The 15,382-nt window shown below is 50.7% G+C and carries 16 protein-coding genes; 13 read left to right on the top strand and 3 right to left on the bottom strand.

Annotated features, from left to right (window positions below; translation table 11 throughout):
- Positions 1-3: 3 nt before the first annotated feature.
- The 9 genes from sapA to LG381_RS14460 all read left to right on the top strand — a co-directional run bounded on the left by sapA (position 4) and on the right by LG381_RS14460 (position 10,173).
- Positions 4-1,644: an ABC transporter substrate-binding protein SapA gene (sapA, locus tag LG381_RS14500; RefSeq protein WP_001250190.1), complete on the top strand. Its 1,641-nt coding sequence runs from the start codon at positions 4-6 to the stop codon at positions 1,642-1,644.
- Positions 1,641-2,606, top strand: coding sequence for a putrescine export ABC transporter permease SapB (sapB, locus tag LG381_RS14495; RefSeq protein WP_000583301.1), 966 nt, complete (start codon positions 1,641-1,643; stop codon positions 2,604-2,606). Before sapA ends, sapB begins: the two co-directional genes overlap by 4 nt.
- Positions 2,593-3,483 carry a peptide ABC transporter permease SapC gene (gene sapC / locus LG381_RS14490; protein ID WP_001146145.1) on the top strand — a complete coding sequence of 297 codons (891 nt, stop codon included), beginning with the start codon at positions 2,593-2,595 and terminating at the stop codon, positions 3,481-3,483. The genes sapB and sapC overlap by 14 nt, the downstream gene beginning before the upstream one ends.
- Entirely contained in the window at positions 3,483-4,475 is a 993-nt protein-coding gene (gene sapD / locus LG381_RS14485; protein ID WP_001128858.1) for a peptide ABC transporter ATP-binding protein SapD, read from the top strand. The genes sapC and sapD overlap by 1 nt, the downstream gene beginning before the upstream one ends.
- A 1-nt stretch (position 4,476) precedes the next feature.
- On the top strand, positions 4,477-5,283 hold the full coding sequence (gene sapF / locus LG381_RS14480) for a peptide ABC transporter ATP-binding protein SapF (RefSeq protein ID WP_000573415.1): 807 nt from the start codon (positions 4,477-4,479) through the stop codon (positions 5,281-5,283).
- Between the two features lie 70 nt (positions 5,284-5,353).
- Positions 5,354-5,716: a DUF559 domain-containing protein gene (locus tag LG381_RS14475; RefSeq protein WP_000357908.1), complete on the top strand. Its 363-nt coding sequence runs from the start codon at positions 5,354-5,356 to the stop codon at positions 5,714-5,716.
- Between the two features lie 383 nt (positions 5,717-6,099).
- Positions 6,100-6,888 (top strand): enoyl-ACP reductase FabI, encoded by a 789-nt coding sequence (gene fabI / locus LG381_RS14470; RefSeq protein ID WP_225762570.1) that lies wholly within the window; start codon positions 6,100-6,102, stop codon positions 6,886-6,888.
- 143 nt (positions 6,889-7,031) lie between these two features.
- Positions 7,032-8,171 (top strand): CMD domain-containing protein, encoded by a 1,140-nt coding sequence (locus LG381_RS14465; protein ID WP_225762569.1) that lies wholly within the window; start codon positions 7,032-7,034, stop codon positions 8,169-8,171.
- Between the two features lie 67 nt (positions 8,172-8,238).
- Positions 8,239-10,173 carry an exoribonuclease II gene (locus tag LG381_RS14460; protein WP_225762568.1) on the top strand — a complete coding sequence of 645 codons (1,935 nt, stop codon included), beginning with the start codon at positions 8,239-8,241 and terminating at the stop codon, positions 10,171-10,173.
- Between the two features lie 65 nt (positions 10,174-10,238).
- Here LG381_RS14460 and LG381_RS14455 read toward each other — a convergent pair whose 3' ends face one another.
- On the bottom strand, positions 10,239-10,361 hold the full coding sequence (locus LG381_RS14455; protein WP_000221851.1) for a hypothetical protein: 123 nt from the start codon (positions 10,359-10,361) through the stop codon (positions 10,239-10,241).
- A gap of 53 nt (positions 10,362-10,414) precedes the next feature.
- On the opposite strand from LG381_RS14455, the gene pdeR reads away from it, so the two are divergent.
- From pdeR to osmB, 4 genes are all read left to right on the top strand, one after another.
- Positions 10,415-12,400 carry a cyclic di-GMP phosphodiesterase gene (gene pdeR / locus LG381_RS14450; protein WP_000859925.1) on the top strand — a complete coding sequence of 662 codons (1,986 nt, stop codon included), beginning with the start codon at positions 10,415-10,417 and terminating at the stop codon, positions 12,398-12,400.
- A 146-nt stretch (positions 12,401-12,546) separates the two neighbouring features.
- The gene (gene yciZ / locus LG381_RS14440; protein ID WP_001288366.1) at positions 12,547-12,720 is read left to right on the top strand and encodes a protein YciZ; all 174 of its coding nucleotides are present in this window, start codon (positions 12,547-12,549) and stop codon (positions 12,718-12,720) included.
- 88 nt (positions 12,721-12,808) lie between these two features.
- A complete protein-coding gene (locus tag LG381_RS14435) occupies positions 12,809-13,558 on the top strand; it encodes a DNA-binding transcriptional regulator YciT (protein WP_001088636.1) in 750 nt (249 codons plus the stop codon).
- A 268-nt stretch (positions 13,559-13,826) separates the two neighbouring features.
- Complete coding sequence (gene osmB / locus LG381_RS14430; RefSeq protein WP_000498252.1) at positions 13,827-14,045, top strand: osmotically-inducible lipoprotein OsmB; 219 nt, start codon at positions 13,827-13,829, stop codon at positions 14,043-14,045.
- A gap of 126 nt (positions 14,046-14,171) precedes the next feature.
- On the opposite strand, the gene yciH is transcribed toward osmB, so the two are convergent.
- Both yciH and pyrF read right to left on the bottom strand, forming a co-directional pair.
- Positions 14,172-14,498, bottom strand: a complete 327-nt coding sequence (gene yciH, locus LG381_RS14425) for a stress response translation initiation inhibitor YciH (protein WP_010344773.1) — start codon at positions 14,496-14,498, stop codon at positions 14,172-14,174.
- Complete coding sequence (gene pyrF, locus LG381_RS14420) at positions 14,498-15,235, bottom strand: orotidine-5'-phosphate decarboxylase (protein ID WP_000176261.1); 738 nt, start codon at positions 15,233-15,235, stop codon at positions 14,498-14,500. The genes yciH and pyrF overlap by 1 nt, the downstream gene beginning before the upstream one ends.
- Positions 15,236-15,382 lie beyond the last annotated feature (147 nt).

Genomic DNA, 15,382 nt, shown 5'->3' with positions numbered 1-15,382 from the left:
ATTATGCGCCAGGTATTATCGTCTCTTTTGGTGATTGCTGGACTTGTGAGTGGTCAGGCAATCGCCGCGCCTGAACCCACCCCGCACGCTGATATCCGCGACAGCGGTTTTGTCTATTGCGTCAGCGGGCAGGTCAACACCTTTAACCCATCCAAAGCGAGCAGTGGGTTAATTGTCGATACCCTTGCCGCCCAGTTTTATGATCGACTACTGGATGTCGATCCTTATACTTATCGTCTGATGCCGGAACTTGCCGAAAGCTGGGAAGTGCTCGACAACGGCGCGACCTATCGCTTCCACCTGCGTCGCGATGTCCCGTTTCAAAAAACCGACTGGTTTACGCCTACTCGCAAAATGAATGCCGACGATGTGGTGTTTACCTTCCAGCGAATTTTTGACCGTAACAACCCGTGGCATAACGTCAACGGGAGCAACTTTCCCTATTTCGACAGCCTGCAATTTGCTGATAACGTGAAAAGCGTCCGCAAGCTGGATAATCATACCGTTGAGTTCCGTCTGGCCCAGCCGGATGCTTCTTTTTTATGGCATCTGGCGACCCATTATGCGTCAGTAATGTCTGCCGAATATGCGCAGAAATTAGAGAAAGAAGATCGTCAGGAACAACTCGACCGCCAACCCGTAGGCACCGGGCCGTATAAACTGTCGGAAAATCGCACGGGGCAATATATTCGCCTGCAACGTCATGATGAGTTCTGGCGAGGCAAACCGTTGATGCCGCAGGTGGTGGTGGATTTAGGCTCTGGTGGCACCGGACGTCTGTCGAAACTATTGACCGGTGAATGTGATGTTCTGGCCTGGCCTGCTGCCAGCCAGCTATCCATTTTGCGCGACGACCCGCGTTTGCGTTTAACGCTGCGTCCAGGGATGAACGTCGCCTATCTGGCTTTTAACACCGCCAAACCGCCGCTAAATAATCCGGCTGTCCGTCATGCGCTGGCACTGGCGATTAATAACCAGCGCCTGATGCAATCTATCTATTACGGTACGGCTGAAACGGCGGCCTCTATTTTACCGCGCGCCTCGTGGGCTTATGACAACGAGGCTAAAATTACCGAATACAATCCGGCGAAATCACGCGAACAGTTAAAGGCATTGGGGCTGGAAAACTTAACGCTGAAACTGTGGGTGCCAACACGTTCGCAGGCGTGGAACCCCAGTCCGCTGAAAACTGCCGAACTGATTCAGGCGGATATGGCACAGGTCGGCGTGAAAGTGGTGATTGTGCCGGTAGAAGGTCGTTTTCAGGAGGCGCGGTTGATGGATATGAGCCATGATCTGACGTTATCCGGTTGGGCGACGGACAGTAACGACCCGGACAGTTTCTTCCGTCCGTTACTGAGCTGCGCGGCAATTCATTCGCAGACCAACCTCGCCCACTGGTGCGACCCGAAATTCGACAACGTGTTGCGTAAGGCGCTCTCTTCGCAGCAACTGGCGGCGCGTATTGAAGCCTATGACGAAGCGCAAAGTATTCTGGCGCAGGAGTTACCCATTCTGCCGCTGGCCTCATCATTACGCTTGCAGGCCTATCGGTACGATATCAAAGGGCTGGTTCTTAGCCCATTTGGTAACGCCTCCTTCGCTGGCGTATACCGCGAAAAGCAAGAGGTGAAAAAACCATGATTATCTTCACCTTACGCCGCGTTTTATTATTGATCGTGACCCTGTTCCTGCTGACTTTTGTTGGCTTCAGTTTGAGCTATTTCACGCCACATGCGCCGTTACAAGGCGCTTCACTGGGGAATGCCTGGGTATTCTGGTTTAACGGCCTGATCCACTGGGATTTTGGCGTTTCCAGCATTAACGGACAACCGATAGCCGAACAGTTAAAAGAGGTTTTTCCGGCAACGATTGAGCTATGCATCCTCGCTTTCGGCTTTGCGCTAATTGTCGGCATCCCGGTGGGCATGATTGCCGGGATTACGCGCCATAAGTGGCAAGATAACTTGATCAATGCCATCGCGTTGCTGGGCTTTTCAATCCCGGTTTTCTGGCTGGCGCTTCTGCTGACGCTGTTTTGTTCGCTGACGCTGGGCTGGCTGCCCGTTTCAGGGCGTTTCGATTTGCTGTATGAAGTGAAACCTGTTACCGGTTTTGCGTTGATTGATGCCTGGCTTTCAGACTCTCCGTGGCGGGATGAAATGATCATGAGCGCAATACGCCATATGGTGTTGCCGGTTATCACCCTGTCGGTTGCGCCAACAACTGAAGTGATCCGATTGATGCGTATCAGCACTATCGAAGTGTATGACCAGAACTATGTGAAAGCGGCGGCGACCCGTGGTTTGTCACGCTTTACTATTTTGCGTCGCCATGTGCTGCATAACGCGCTACCCCCCGTCATCCCTCGTTTGGGCTTGCAATTTTCCACCATGCTGACGCTGGCGATGATCACCGAAATGGTCTTTAGCTGGCCTGGTTTGGGGCGCTGGTTAATTAACGCCATTCGCCAACAAGATTACGCAGCGATTTCCGCCGGTGTGATGGTGTGTGGCTCGCTGGTCATTATTATTAACGTGATTTCTGATATTTTGGGTGCTATGGCTAACCCTCTGAAACATAAGGAATGGTATGCCTTACGATAGCGTATACAGCGAGAAGCGCCCACCGGGCACGCTGCGTACCGCATGGCGCAAATTCTATGGTGATGCCGCTGCAATGGTCGGCCTGTACGGCTGCGCGGGGCTGGCTGTGCTGTGTATTTTTGGCGGCTGGTTTGCGCCTTACGGCATTGACCAGCAATTTCTCGGTTATCAATTGTTGCCACCGTCATGGTCTCGCTATGGCGAAGTCTCTTTCTTCCTGGGGACTGACGACCTCGGACGCGACGTTTTAAGCCGTTTATTGAGCGGCGCTGCGCCTACCGTTGGCGGCGCATTTGTGGTGACACTTGCTGCTACCATCTGTGGTCTGGTGCTCGGCACCTTCGCCGGTGCGACGCATGGTCTACGGTCAGCGGTGCTTAATCATATTCTGGATACCTTACTGGCGATCCCGTCCCTGCTGCTGGCAATTATCGTTGTGGCATTTGCCGGGCCGAGTTTGTCGCACGCGATGTTTGCCGTCTGGCTGGCGCTGCTGCCGCGTATGGTGCGTTCGGTCTACAGCATGGTGCATGATGAACTGGAAAAAGAGTACGTTATCGCTGCTCGCCTGGATGGGGCAACGACGCTGAATATTCTCTGGTTTGCCGTACTGCCAAACATCACCGCTGGACTGGTCACTGAGATCACCCGCGCACTGTCAATGGCAATTCTTGATATTGCCGCGCTGGGCTTTCTTGATCTCGGCGCGCAACTCCCCTCTCCTGAATGGGGAGCGATGCTCGGCGATGCACTGGAACTGATTTATGTCGCCCCGTGGACCGTCATGCTTCCTGGGGCGGCAATTATGATCAGCGTGTTGTTGGTTAACCTCCTTGGTGATGGTGTGCGTCGTGCAATTATTGCGGGGGTGGAATAATGCCGTTACTGGATATTCGTAACCTGACCATTGAATTTAAAACCGGTGATGAGTGGGTTAAAGCCGTTGACCGCGTGAGTATGACCTTAACCGAAGGCGAAATCCGGGGTCTTGTTGGTGAATCCGGCTCCGGCAAGAGTTTGATTGCGAAAGCGATTTGTGGCGTCAATAAAGATAACTGGCGTGTTACCGCTGACCGTATGCGTTTTGATGACATCGATCTGCTGCGTCTTTCCGCGCGCGAACGGCGCAAGCTGGTTGGGCACAACGTGTCGATGATTTTTCAGGAACCACAATCGTGTCTCGACCCTTCTGAACGTGTGGGGCGTCAGTTAATGCAAAACATCCCGGCCTGGACCTATAAAGGCCGTTGGTGGCAGCGTTTTGGCTGGCGCAAACGCCGTGCCATTGAGCTGCTGCACCGCGTGGGGATTAAAGATCACAAAGATGCGATGCGCAGCTTTCCGTATGAGTTGACCGAAGGTGAGTGCCAGAAAGTGATGATTGCCATCGCGCTGGCGAATCAACCACGTCTGCTAATAGCTGACGAACCTACAAACTCAATGGAGCCAACAACACAGGCGCAAATCTTTCGCCTGCTGACGCGTTTGAATCAAAACAGCAATACTACTATTTTGCTTATCAGCCATGACTTACAAATGCTTAGCCAATGGGCGGATAAAATCAACGTGCTTTATTGTGGTCAGACAGTGGAAACCGCGCCAAGTAAGGAGCTGGTGACAATGCCGCATCATCCTTACACCCAGGCGCTGATCCGCGCGATACCGGATTTCGGCAGCGCGATGCCGCATAAAAGTCGCCTCAATACGCTGCCTGGTGCAATCCCGCTTCTGGAACAATTACCCATTGGTTGTCGTCTGGGGCCACGTTGCCCATATGCACAACGAGAATGTATAGTGACGCCGCGCCTGACGGGCGCGAAAAATCATCTCTATGCCTGTCATTTCCCGCTGAATATGGAGAAAGAGTGAGATGATCGAAACGCTGCTCGAAGTGCGTAATTTAAGCAAAACGTTCCGCTACCGAACTGGCTGGTTTCGTCGTCAGACCGTAGAAGCCGTAAAACCCTTGAGCTTTACGCTACGTGAACGCCAGACGCTGGCGATTATTGGTGAAAACGGCTCCGGTAAATCGACGCTGGCGAAAATGCTGGCAGGAATGATTGAGCCAACCAGCGGCGAGTTATTGATTGACGATCATCCGCTGCATTTTGGCGATTACTCCTTCCGCAGCCAGCGGATTCGCATGATTTTTCAGGATCCATCGACCTCGTTGAATCCGCGTCAGCGTATCTCGCAGATCCTTGATTTTCCTCTGCGTTTGAACACCGATCTGGAACCTGAACAGCGCCGCAAACAGATTATTGAAACAATGCGTATGGTCGGGCTGCTACCGGATCACGTCAGTTACTATCCGCATATGCTGGCACCAGGGCAAAAACAACGTCTGGGTCTGGCGCGCGCGCTGATATTGCGCCCAAAAGTTATTATCGCGGATGAAGCTCTCGCCTCGCTGGATATGTCGATGCGTTCGCAGTTGATTAATCTGATGCTGGAGCTACAAGAGAAACAGGGCATTTCTTATATTTATGTTACCCAACATATCGGGATGATGAAGCATATCAGCGACCAGGTTCTGGTCATGCATCAGGGTGAAGTGGTCGAGCGCGGTAGTACGGCTGACGTGCTGGCATCGCCGCTACATGAACTCACCAAACGGCTCATTTCCGGGCACTTTGGCGAAGCGTTGACGGCGGATGCGTGGCGCAAAGATCGTTGATTTTCTGAACCCGCCTTCCAGATAATTCACCTCATTCTGACAAGGGATTAAATCTTGTCAGAATGAGTGGATGGATAAAATAAAATCAAATGCGCGTTATTTAAGACGCAATCTCACCCCGCAGGAACGAAAGCTCTGGCGATATCTTCGCAGCCGACGTTTTGGTGATTTCAAATTTCGCCGTCAACATCCGGTGGGGAGCTACATTCTCGATTTTGCCTGCTGCTCGGCGCGTGTAGTAGTTGAGCTGGATGGTGGGCAGCATGATTCGACAGTTGCCTATGATACCAGGCGCACACGCTGGCTTGAGTCGCAGGGCTGGACCGTGCTGCGTTTCTGGAATAACGAGATTGATTGTAATGAGGAGGCGGTGCTGGAGATTATTCTGCAGGAACTGAGTCGCCTGTCACCCTCACCCCAGCCCTCTCCCTGAAAGGGCAAGGGAGCCGACTGAATCGGGTAGTTGCTGTGGTGAAAACATGGAGTCGGATGGTGAAGAATATTCGGCAAGGACTGAATCGCCGGTCACCCTCACCCCAGCCCTCTCCCTGAAAGGACTAGGGGGCTGTATGTGCCTGTTTGTTGCTGGGGTGACAATATTTGCACAATACGATCCCCTCGCCCCTCTGGGGAGAGGGTTAGGGTGAGGGGAAAAGCCCCCACCCTGCCCGCGCCCTGCTCCGGTCGGACCTGGCAACTATAGCCACCCACAGCCAGGTTGATTATAATAACCGTTTATCTGTTCGTACTGTTTATTTAAACGACGAATCGCCTGATTTTCAGGCACAACAAGCATCAACAATAAGGATTAAAGCTATGGGTTTTCTTTCCGGTAAGCGCATTCTGGTAACCGGTGTTGCCAGCAAACTGTCCATCGCCTACGGTATCGCTCAGGCGATGCACCGCGAAGGAGCTGAACTGGCATTCACCTACCAGAACGACAAACTGAAAGGCCGCGTAGAAGAATTTGCCGCTCAATTAGGTTCTGACATCGTTCTGCAGTGCGATGTTGCCGAAGATGCCAGCATCGACACCATGTTCGCTGAACTGGGTAAAATCTGGCCGAAATTTGACGGCTTCGTACACTCTATTGGTTTTGCACCTGGCGATCAGCTGGATGGTGACTATGTTAACGCCGTTACCCGTGAAGGCTTCAAAATTGCCCACGACATCAGCTCTTACAGCTTCGTTGCAATGGCAAAAGCTTGCCGTTCCATGCTGAATCCGGGTTCTGCCCTGCTGACCCTCTCCTACTTGGGCGCCGAACGCGCTATCCCGAACTACAACGTTATGGGTCTGGCAAAAGCGTCTCTGGAAGCGAACGTACGCTATATGGCTAACGCGATGGGTCCGGAAGGTGTGCGTGTTAACGCCATCTCTGCGGGTCCGATCCGTACTCTGGCGGCTTCCGGCATCAAAGACTTCCGTAAAATGCTGGCTCACTGCGAAGCGGTTACACCGATTCGTCGTACCGTTACCATTGAAGATGTAGGTAACTCTGCAGCGTTCCTGTGCTCCGACCTCTCCGCTGGTATCTCCGGTGAAGTCGTTCACGTTGATGGCGGTTTCAGCATCGCTGCCATGAACGAACTGGAACTGAAATAATCGTTCTGTTGGTAAAGATGGGCGGCGTTCTGCCGCCCGATTTCTCTGTTATACCTTTCTGATATTTGTTATCGCCGATCCGTCTTTCTCCCCTCCCAGCCTTGCGTCAGGATAACGATTTCCTTTACGACCAAGGAGTACCCATGGAACAACGCCACATTACCAGCAAAAGCCACTGGTATCATGAAACGCAATCCAGTACTTCGGAGTATGACGTTTTGCCACTGGTTCCGGGAGCCGCAAAGGTAACCGATCCTTTTCTGCTCGACGTGATCCTTGATGAAGAAACACTTGATCCTTTTCATTCGTGGCTGATCCCGGCGCGTGCTCTTGCTGTAGAGTTATTCCCCGACCAGCTTGCAGTGACACGCTTACAAACATTCACCGCCTATGAACGCCTGACGACCGCCCTGACGGTTGCCCAGGTCTGCGGCGTCCAGCGGTTATGCAACTACTATTCCGCGCGTCTGACACCGCTTCCCGGGCCAGACTCCTCCAGGGAAAGCAATCATCGGCTGGCGCAAATCACGCAATATGCCCGTCAACTGGCTGGTTCTCCATCTATTATCGACGGTCAGTCCCGCCAGCATCTTAACGATGTCGGGCTTACCGCCTGGGACTGTGTAATTATCAATCAAATCATCGGCTTTGTTGGTTTTCAGGCGCGAGCGATCGCCACATTTCAGGCTTATCTTGAGCATCCGATACGCTGGCTACCCGGTCTGGAAGTGCAAAGCTACGCAGACGGTTCACTTTTTGCTGAAGCATCAACTGGCTGGCGTGCCTGCTACGAAGTGGATAAATATCCGCAAGAGCAAGAGATGAATGCTCTCCGACAGCTACCATCCGAACTCCGCCAACTGATAGCAATATTGAATCTGCACCCTGCCTCACTTTCACTCTTTGTGACGTTGCTATCCAGTTCCTTGGTAACAACAAAATCCAGCCATCAACTTGCTGCCTTACTCAGTGCACGAATTAACGGGAGCGTTGCCTGTTTCACCTCTTTAATTCATTCAAATGTTGAATATAAAGAAGCAATATGCATTCTGTTTCAGGGCGAAAACGAAATAAACCAATGGGCTGACCGTCATTCTGTTGAGCGCGCTACCGTTCAGGCGATACAATGGCTGACACGAGCACCCGATCGCTTTAGCGCCGCCCAGTTTAGCCCATTACTCGAACATGAAATATCATCAGCTCAGGTTATCAATCTGCTGGTATGGAGCGGGTTTTGTGGTTGGATAAATCGCTTAAAAATCGCGTTGGGTGAAACACATTAACCTTGCTGCGTCAGGCAGAATCGCGTAAAACTGTCAGCCGCTCTAATGGCCACCAAAATAGACAATTATGTTTCAGGACAACCCGCTGCTAGCGCAGCTTAAACAGCAACTGCATTCCCAGACGCCCCGCGCTGAAGGGGTGGTAAAAGCCACTGAAAAAGGCTTTGGCTTCCTGGAAGTCGACGCACAGAAAAGTTATTTCATTCCGCCGCCGCAGATGAAAAAAGTCATGCATGGCGACCGAATTATCGCGGTGATCCACAGTGAAAAAGAACGTGAATCCGCAGAGCCAGAAGAACTGGTTGAACCGTTTCTGACTCGTTTTGTGGGGAAAGTTCAGGGCAAAAATGACCGTCTGGCCATCGTTCCTGATCATCCACTCTTAAAAGACGCCATTCCTTGTCGCGCGGCTCGTGGCCTGACCCATGAGTTTAAAGAAGGCGACTGGGCGGTTGCCGAAATGCGCCGCCATCCGTTGAAAGGCGATCGCTCATTCTATGCGGAACTGACACAATACATCACTTTTGGTGACGACCATTTCGTGCCGTGGTGGGTAACCCTGGCACGCCATAATCTGGAAAAAGAAGCGCCAGACGGTGTCGCTACCGAAATGCTCGATGAAGGTCTGGTACGTGAAGATCTGACTGCACTGGACTTTGTCACCATTGACAGCGCCAGCACGGAAGATATGGATGATGCCCTCTTCGCCAGGGCGCTGCCGGATGACAAACTACAGTTGATTGTGGCGATTGCCGACCCAACCGCGTGGATCGCAGAAGGCAGCAAGCAGGACAAAGCCGCGAAAATTCGTGCGTTCACCAACTATCTGCCAGGCTTCAATATCCCAATGCTGCCACGGGAACTTTCCGACGATCTCTGCTCCCTGCGTGCCAATGAAGTGCGTCCGGCGCTGGCATGTCGGATGACGCTATCCGCTGACGGCACCATTGAAGACGACATCGAATTTTTTGCTGCCACCATCGAATCCAAAGCGAAACTGGTTTATGACCAGGTTTCCGATTGGCTGGAAAACACCGGTGACTGGCAACCAGAAAGTGATGCGATTGCGGAACAAATCCGCCTGTTAGCGCAAATTTGCCAGCGTCGCGGCGAATGGCGTAATAACCATGCGTTGGTGTTTAAAGATCGCCCGGATTACCGTTTTATTCTGGGTGAAAAAGGTGAAGTGTTGGATATCGTCGCTGAACCGCGTCGTATTGCCAACCGTATCGTCGAAGAAGCGATGATCGCCGCCAACATATGTGCGGCTCGCGTGCTGCGCGATAAGCTCGGTTTCGGTATCTATAACGTGCATATGGGCTTTGATCCGGCAAATGCCGACGCGCTGGCAGCATTACTGAAAACGCACGGCCTACATGTTGACGCCGAAGAAGTGCTCACACTGGACGGCTTCTGCAAACTGCGCCGTGAGCTGGATGCGCAACCGACAGGTTTCCTTGACAGCCGCATTCGCCGTTTTCAGTCTTTTGCAGAAATCAGCACCGAACCTGGCCCTCACTTTGGTCTCGGTCTGGAAGCGTATGCCACCTGGACTTCACCGATTCGTAAGTATGGCGACATGATCAACCATCGTCTGCTGAAAGCGATCATCAAAGGCGAAACAGCGACGCGTCCACAGGATGAGATCACCGTCCAAATGGCAGAGCGTCGCCGCCTCAACCGAATGGCAGAACGTGATGTCGGCGACTGGTTATACGCACGTTTCCTGAAAGATAAAGCCGGAACCGATACCCGTTTTGCGGCGGAAATCGTCGATATCAGCCGTGGCGGTATGCGTGTGCGGCTGGTCGATAACGGCGCAATCGCCTTTATCCCTGCACCATTCTTACACGCCGTGCGCGATGAACTGGTTTGCAGTCAGGAAAACGGCACCGTACAAATTAAAGGTGAAACGGTTTACAAGGTAACCGACGTTATCGACGTCACCATCGCAGAAGTACGCATGGAAACCCGTAGTATTATTGCGCGCCCGGTCGCGTAATCCCCTTTCACGGCCCGTTCATTACCGATGGGCCGTTTGCTTTTCCCCCTCCCTTCGCCTTCGTTTTATCTCAGCAGATTTTTTTTAATGACTTCCGTTTGAAAACTGGCGTTTTCCCAAAACTGGATTACAAATAAATATATAAATAAAACAATACGTTTAGCCGACATTAATTTCATGTAAGTCATGTTGAACCTTTCATTTAATGGTGAGCTTCGCCGTTAACCGTAGGGTATGCATCATGAAAACCGTTAGGGAGTCCACAACGTTGTACAACTTTCTCGGCTCGCACAACCCATACTGGCGGTTGTCGGAAAACAGTGATGTTTTGCGCTTTTCCACCACTGAAACAACAGAACCTGAACGTACTCTGCAGTTATCTGCCGAACAGGCTGCTCGTATCCGGGAAATGACGGTCATCACCTCCAGCCTGATGATGAGCCTGACAGTCGATGAGAGCGACCTTTCTGTCCATCTGGTGGGACGAAAAATCAATAAGCGCGAATGGGGTGGCAACGCGTCGGCATGGCATGACACACCAGCGGTTGCTCGTGATTTATCACACGGACTTTCCTTTGCTGAACAGGTGGTTTCTGAAGCACATTCCGCAATAGTGATTCTGGATAGCCGAGGGAATATCCAGCGTTTTAATCGGTTATGCGAAGAATACACAGGGCTGAAAGAACACGATGTCATTGGGCAAAGTGTGTTTAAATTGTTTATGAGTCGCCGTGAAGCCGCGATCTCCCGGCGTAACAACAGCAGTTTTTTTCGTAGTGGCAACGCCTATGAAGTCGAGCGTTGGGTACAGACGCGCAAAGGTCAGCGGCTGTTTCTGTTTCGCAACAAATTTGTCCACAGCGGTAGCGGCAAAAATGAGATCTATTTAATCTGTTCCGGCACCGATATCACCGAAGAACGTCACGCCCAGGAACGCTTGCGAATCCTGGCTAACACTGACAGCATCACCGGGCTACCGAATCGTAACGCAATGCAGGAATTAATCGACTACGCCATTAATGAGGCCGACGAGGGTAAAGTCGGAGTGGTTTATCTCGATTTAGACAATTTTAAAAAAGTGAACGATGCCTACGGGCATTTGTTTGGCGACCAGCTGTTACGCGAGGTTTCACTGGCTATTTTAAGCTGTCTTGAGCAGGATCAGGTGTTAGCACGTCTTGGCGGCGATGAATTTCTGGTACTCGCACCAAACACCTCGCAAAGTGCCCTGGAAGCAATGGCATCGCGGATTTTGACCCGCCTGCGCCAACCCTTTCGCATCGGTTTAATCGAAGTTTATACCGGCTGTTCAATTGGTATTTCACTTTCACCGCAACATGGATCAGACAGCGCAGCGATTATTCGCCATGCCGATACGGCAATGTACAGTGCCAAAGAAGGCGGACGAGGACAATTTTGCGTCTTTTCGCCGGAAATGAATCAACGGGTATTCGAATATCTGTGGTTGGATACCAACCTGCGTAAAGCTCTGGAAAACGATCAGTTAGTTATTCACTACCAGCCGAAAATCACCTGGCGGGGTGAAGTACGCAGTCTGGAAGCCCTGGTACGCTGGCAGTCTCCCGAACGTGGCTTAATTCCCCCTCTGGACTTTATTTCCTATGCCGAAGAGTCCGGTCTGATTGTGCCTCTAGGCCGTTGGGTTATTCTCGACGTCGTGCGCCAGGTAGCAAAATGGCGAGATAAAGGCATTAATCTTCGGGTTGCGGTGAATGTCTCAGCACGCCAACTTGCCGATCAAACCATTTTCACTGACCTGAAACAGGTACTCCAGGAACTTAAATTTGAGTATTGCCCTATTGATGTCGAGCTGACTGAAAGCTGTCTGATTGAAAACGATCAGTTGGCGCTTTCCGTTATTCAGCAATTCAGTCAATTAGGCGCACAGGTTCATCTGGATGATTTCGGCACGGGTTACTCTTCTCTTTCCCAACTGGCACGATTCCCCATCGATGCTATAAAACTCGACCAGGTTTTTGTCCGTGATATTCACAAACAGCCAGTCTCGCAGTCGCTGGTACGTGCGATCGTCGCCGTGGCTCAGGCGCTCAATCTTCAGGTGATTGCCGAAGGTGTAGAGAGTGCAAAAGAAGATGCCTTTTTGACCAAAAATGGCATCAATGAGAGACAAGGATTTTTGTTTGCTAAACCGATGCCTGCCGTGGCTTTTGAACGCTGGTATAAACGTTATCTGAAGCGCGCATAAAGAGACGAATATATAAATGTAACAGTATATAATTCCATTACATATCGTATTAATGAATGATAATTAGCCTTTGCCGTTAAACACTTCTCTTTTAGCGGCAATTTTTGCATTATTCATTTTCACTTTTTTGCCTTGAGGATACCCTGATGTCTGAATTTGATGCCCAACGCGTTGCCGAACGTATTGATATTGTGTTAGATATCCTTGTGGCGGGCGATTACCACTCTGCGATCCATAATCTCGAGATACTTAAAGCAGAACTGTTGCGCCAGGTTGCTGCATCTACGCCAGACATCCCGAAGGCACCGTGGGAGATTTAACAATCGTGCTTTCAGGTTTCCCTATTTAAGGATGCCCGGCGCGTCAGCATTTTTTATTTAGTATTATAACGTTATAAGAATTACAGCGATGAATTCCCGACAACAAACTATTCTACAGATGGTCATTGAGCAGGGTCAGGTTAGTGTAACCGATCTGGCAAAAGCCACTGGAGTTTCCGAAGTTACCATTCGCCAGGATCTCAACACCCTCGAAAAACTTAGCTATCTACGCCGTGCACATGGCTTTGCTGTTTCGCTTGATAGTGATGACGTCGAAACCCGTATGATGAGTAATTATACGCTGAAGCGTGAACTCGCCGAGTTTGCCGCCTCACTGGTTCAACCGGGTGAAACCATCTTTATCGAGAATGGTAGCAGTAATGCCCTTCTGGCTCGCACATTAGGTGAGCAGAAGAAAAATGTCACCATCATTACGGTCAGCAGCTATATAGCGCATTTACTGAAAGACGCGCCTTGTGAAGTCATTTTACTTGGCGGCGTGTACCAGAAAAAAAGCGAAAGTATGGTTGGCCCACTGACACGTCAGTGCATCCAACAGGTGCATTTCAGTAAGGCATTTATTGGTATCGATGGCTGGCAACCTGAAACTGGATTTACAGGTCGCGACATGATGCGTACCGATGTGGTCAATGCCGTGTTGGAAAAAGAATGCGAAGTCATAGTCCTGACTGACAGTTCTAAGTTTGGTGCCATACACTCTTACTCCATCGGTCCTGTGGAGAGAATCAAGCGTGTTATAACCGATTCGAAGATTCGCGCCAGCGATACGATGCATTTAGAACACAGTAAATTAATCGTTCACGTCGTTGACATGTAATCATTTTCCTTCCCTACGGATGATTTACCCTGACGCAAATCATCCGCTCTAAGATGATTCCTGGTTGATAATTAAGACTATTTACCTGTTATTAACATCCTAAAGTTATAAACTTATTATCAGCGATATAACAGGAAGTCACTATCACCTGCGTGATATAACCCTGCGCGCGAGAGGATTTCACGGAATTATTTTAACGGATGTATTCTAAACTATTATAGTTATAGAGAGCTTACTTCCGTGAATCATAAATTCAGGAGAGAGTATTATGTTTGTAACGAGCAAAAAAATGACCGCTGCTGTTCTGGCAATTACACTGGCAATGTCTCTAAGCGCCTGTTCTAATTGGTCTAAACGAGATCGCAACACCGCAATCGGTGCGGGCGCAGGGGCTTTAGGTGGTGCAGTACTGACTGATGGCAGCACGTTGGGTACATTAGGTGGTGCAGCAGTTGGTGGTATTATCGGTCACCAGGTCGGTAAATAATCGTAAATAAATGTCGATAAGCGACTCGCAATTATAATACGCTTGACTCTGTTCATTACGAAATAACTGAATAGTACACACAGTAAAATAAACGAAAGCCACGGAATATTTCCGTGGCTTTTTTTGTTACCCGCCCGCGAGTTTTACTTTCATTCCTTTCGCTTCAAGGAGTGATTTTAATAAATCACGCTTATCTCCCTGGATTTCGATAATTCCGTCTTTTACTGCTCCGCCGCAGCCGCATTTTTTCTTCAGTTCAGCCGCCAGTTTTGCCAGCTCGGTATCATCGAGATCGACTCCAGTGATCAGGCAAACGCCCTTTCCTTTACGTCCACTGGTTTGACGTTGAATGCGCACCACGCCGTCGCCTTTAGGGCGTACAGGGGCCGCTTTTGGCTCATCAATACGTCCGGTTTCCGTTGAGTAAACCAGACGGCTGTTGGAATCACTCATCATGCACTCCGTTGTAATGAGGCGTTGATCGCTTTCAGCGTTTGCGCTGGATCTGCCGATTGCGTTACCGGGCGACCAATCACCATATAATCAACTCCAGCCGCCAACGCCTGTTCTGGCGTCATAATGCGGCGCTGGTCACCAGCGTCACTCCCCTGCGGACGAATGCCCGGCGTAACCAGTTTGAACTCCTGACCGAATACCTGTTTAAAACGCACAGCTTCCTGAGCAGAACACACCACACCATCAAGGCCACATTTTTGCGTCAATGCCGCCAGACGTTCTGCATAATCCGCTGGTGACAGTGTCACGCCAAGATCGGCCAGGTCGCTGGCTTCCATGCTGGTCAATACAGTCACAGCAATTAATAGCGGTGCATCTTTACCAAACGGAACCAGCGCCTCACGTGCTGCGGTCATCATACGTGCCCCACCTGAGGCATGAACGTTCACCATCCACACGCCTAAGTCAGCCGCTGCTGCCACAGCGTGCGCTACGGTGTTGGGAATGTCGTGAAATTTCAGATCGAGGAAAATATCAAAACCGCGATGTTGCAATTCATGCACAAACTGCGGCCCAAACAGCGTAAACATCTCTTTGCCGACTTTCAGACGACAATCACGTGGGTCGATCTTGTCGACAAATGCCAGCGCGGCGTCACGATTATGGTAATCAAGGGCAACAACGACAGGAGAATTCGTAACAGCGCGGGAAGAAGATGAAGCAGTTAACGTCATGACCAGACCTTCTTGATGATGGGCACCGGAAGTGGCGCGAAACAGGTAAACGGCGAGCATTCTACCCGTGGAAATAAAAAATTAACAGTTGCGATTTCTCCCCTGTCAGGCTTTTCTACGCTGGAGTTGCCGAAGCAAAATGTGAGA

The organism is Escherichia sp. Marseille-Q3837 (assembly GCF_916618735.1).
Taxonomy (GTDB): Bacteria; Pseudomonadota; Gammaproteobacteria; order Enterobacterales; family Enterobacteriaceae; genus Escherichia; species Escherichia ruysiae.
The sequence above is the reverse complement of the archived record's forward strand: the minus strand, read 5'-3'. Positions and strand labels throughout refer to the sequence as shown.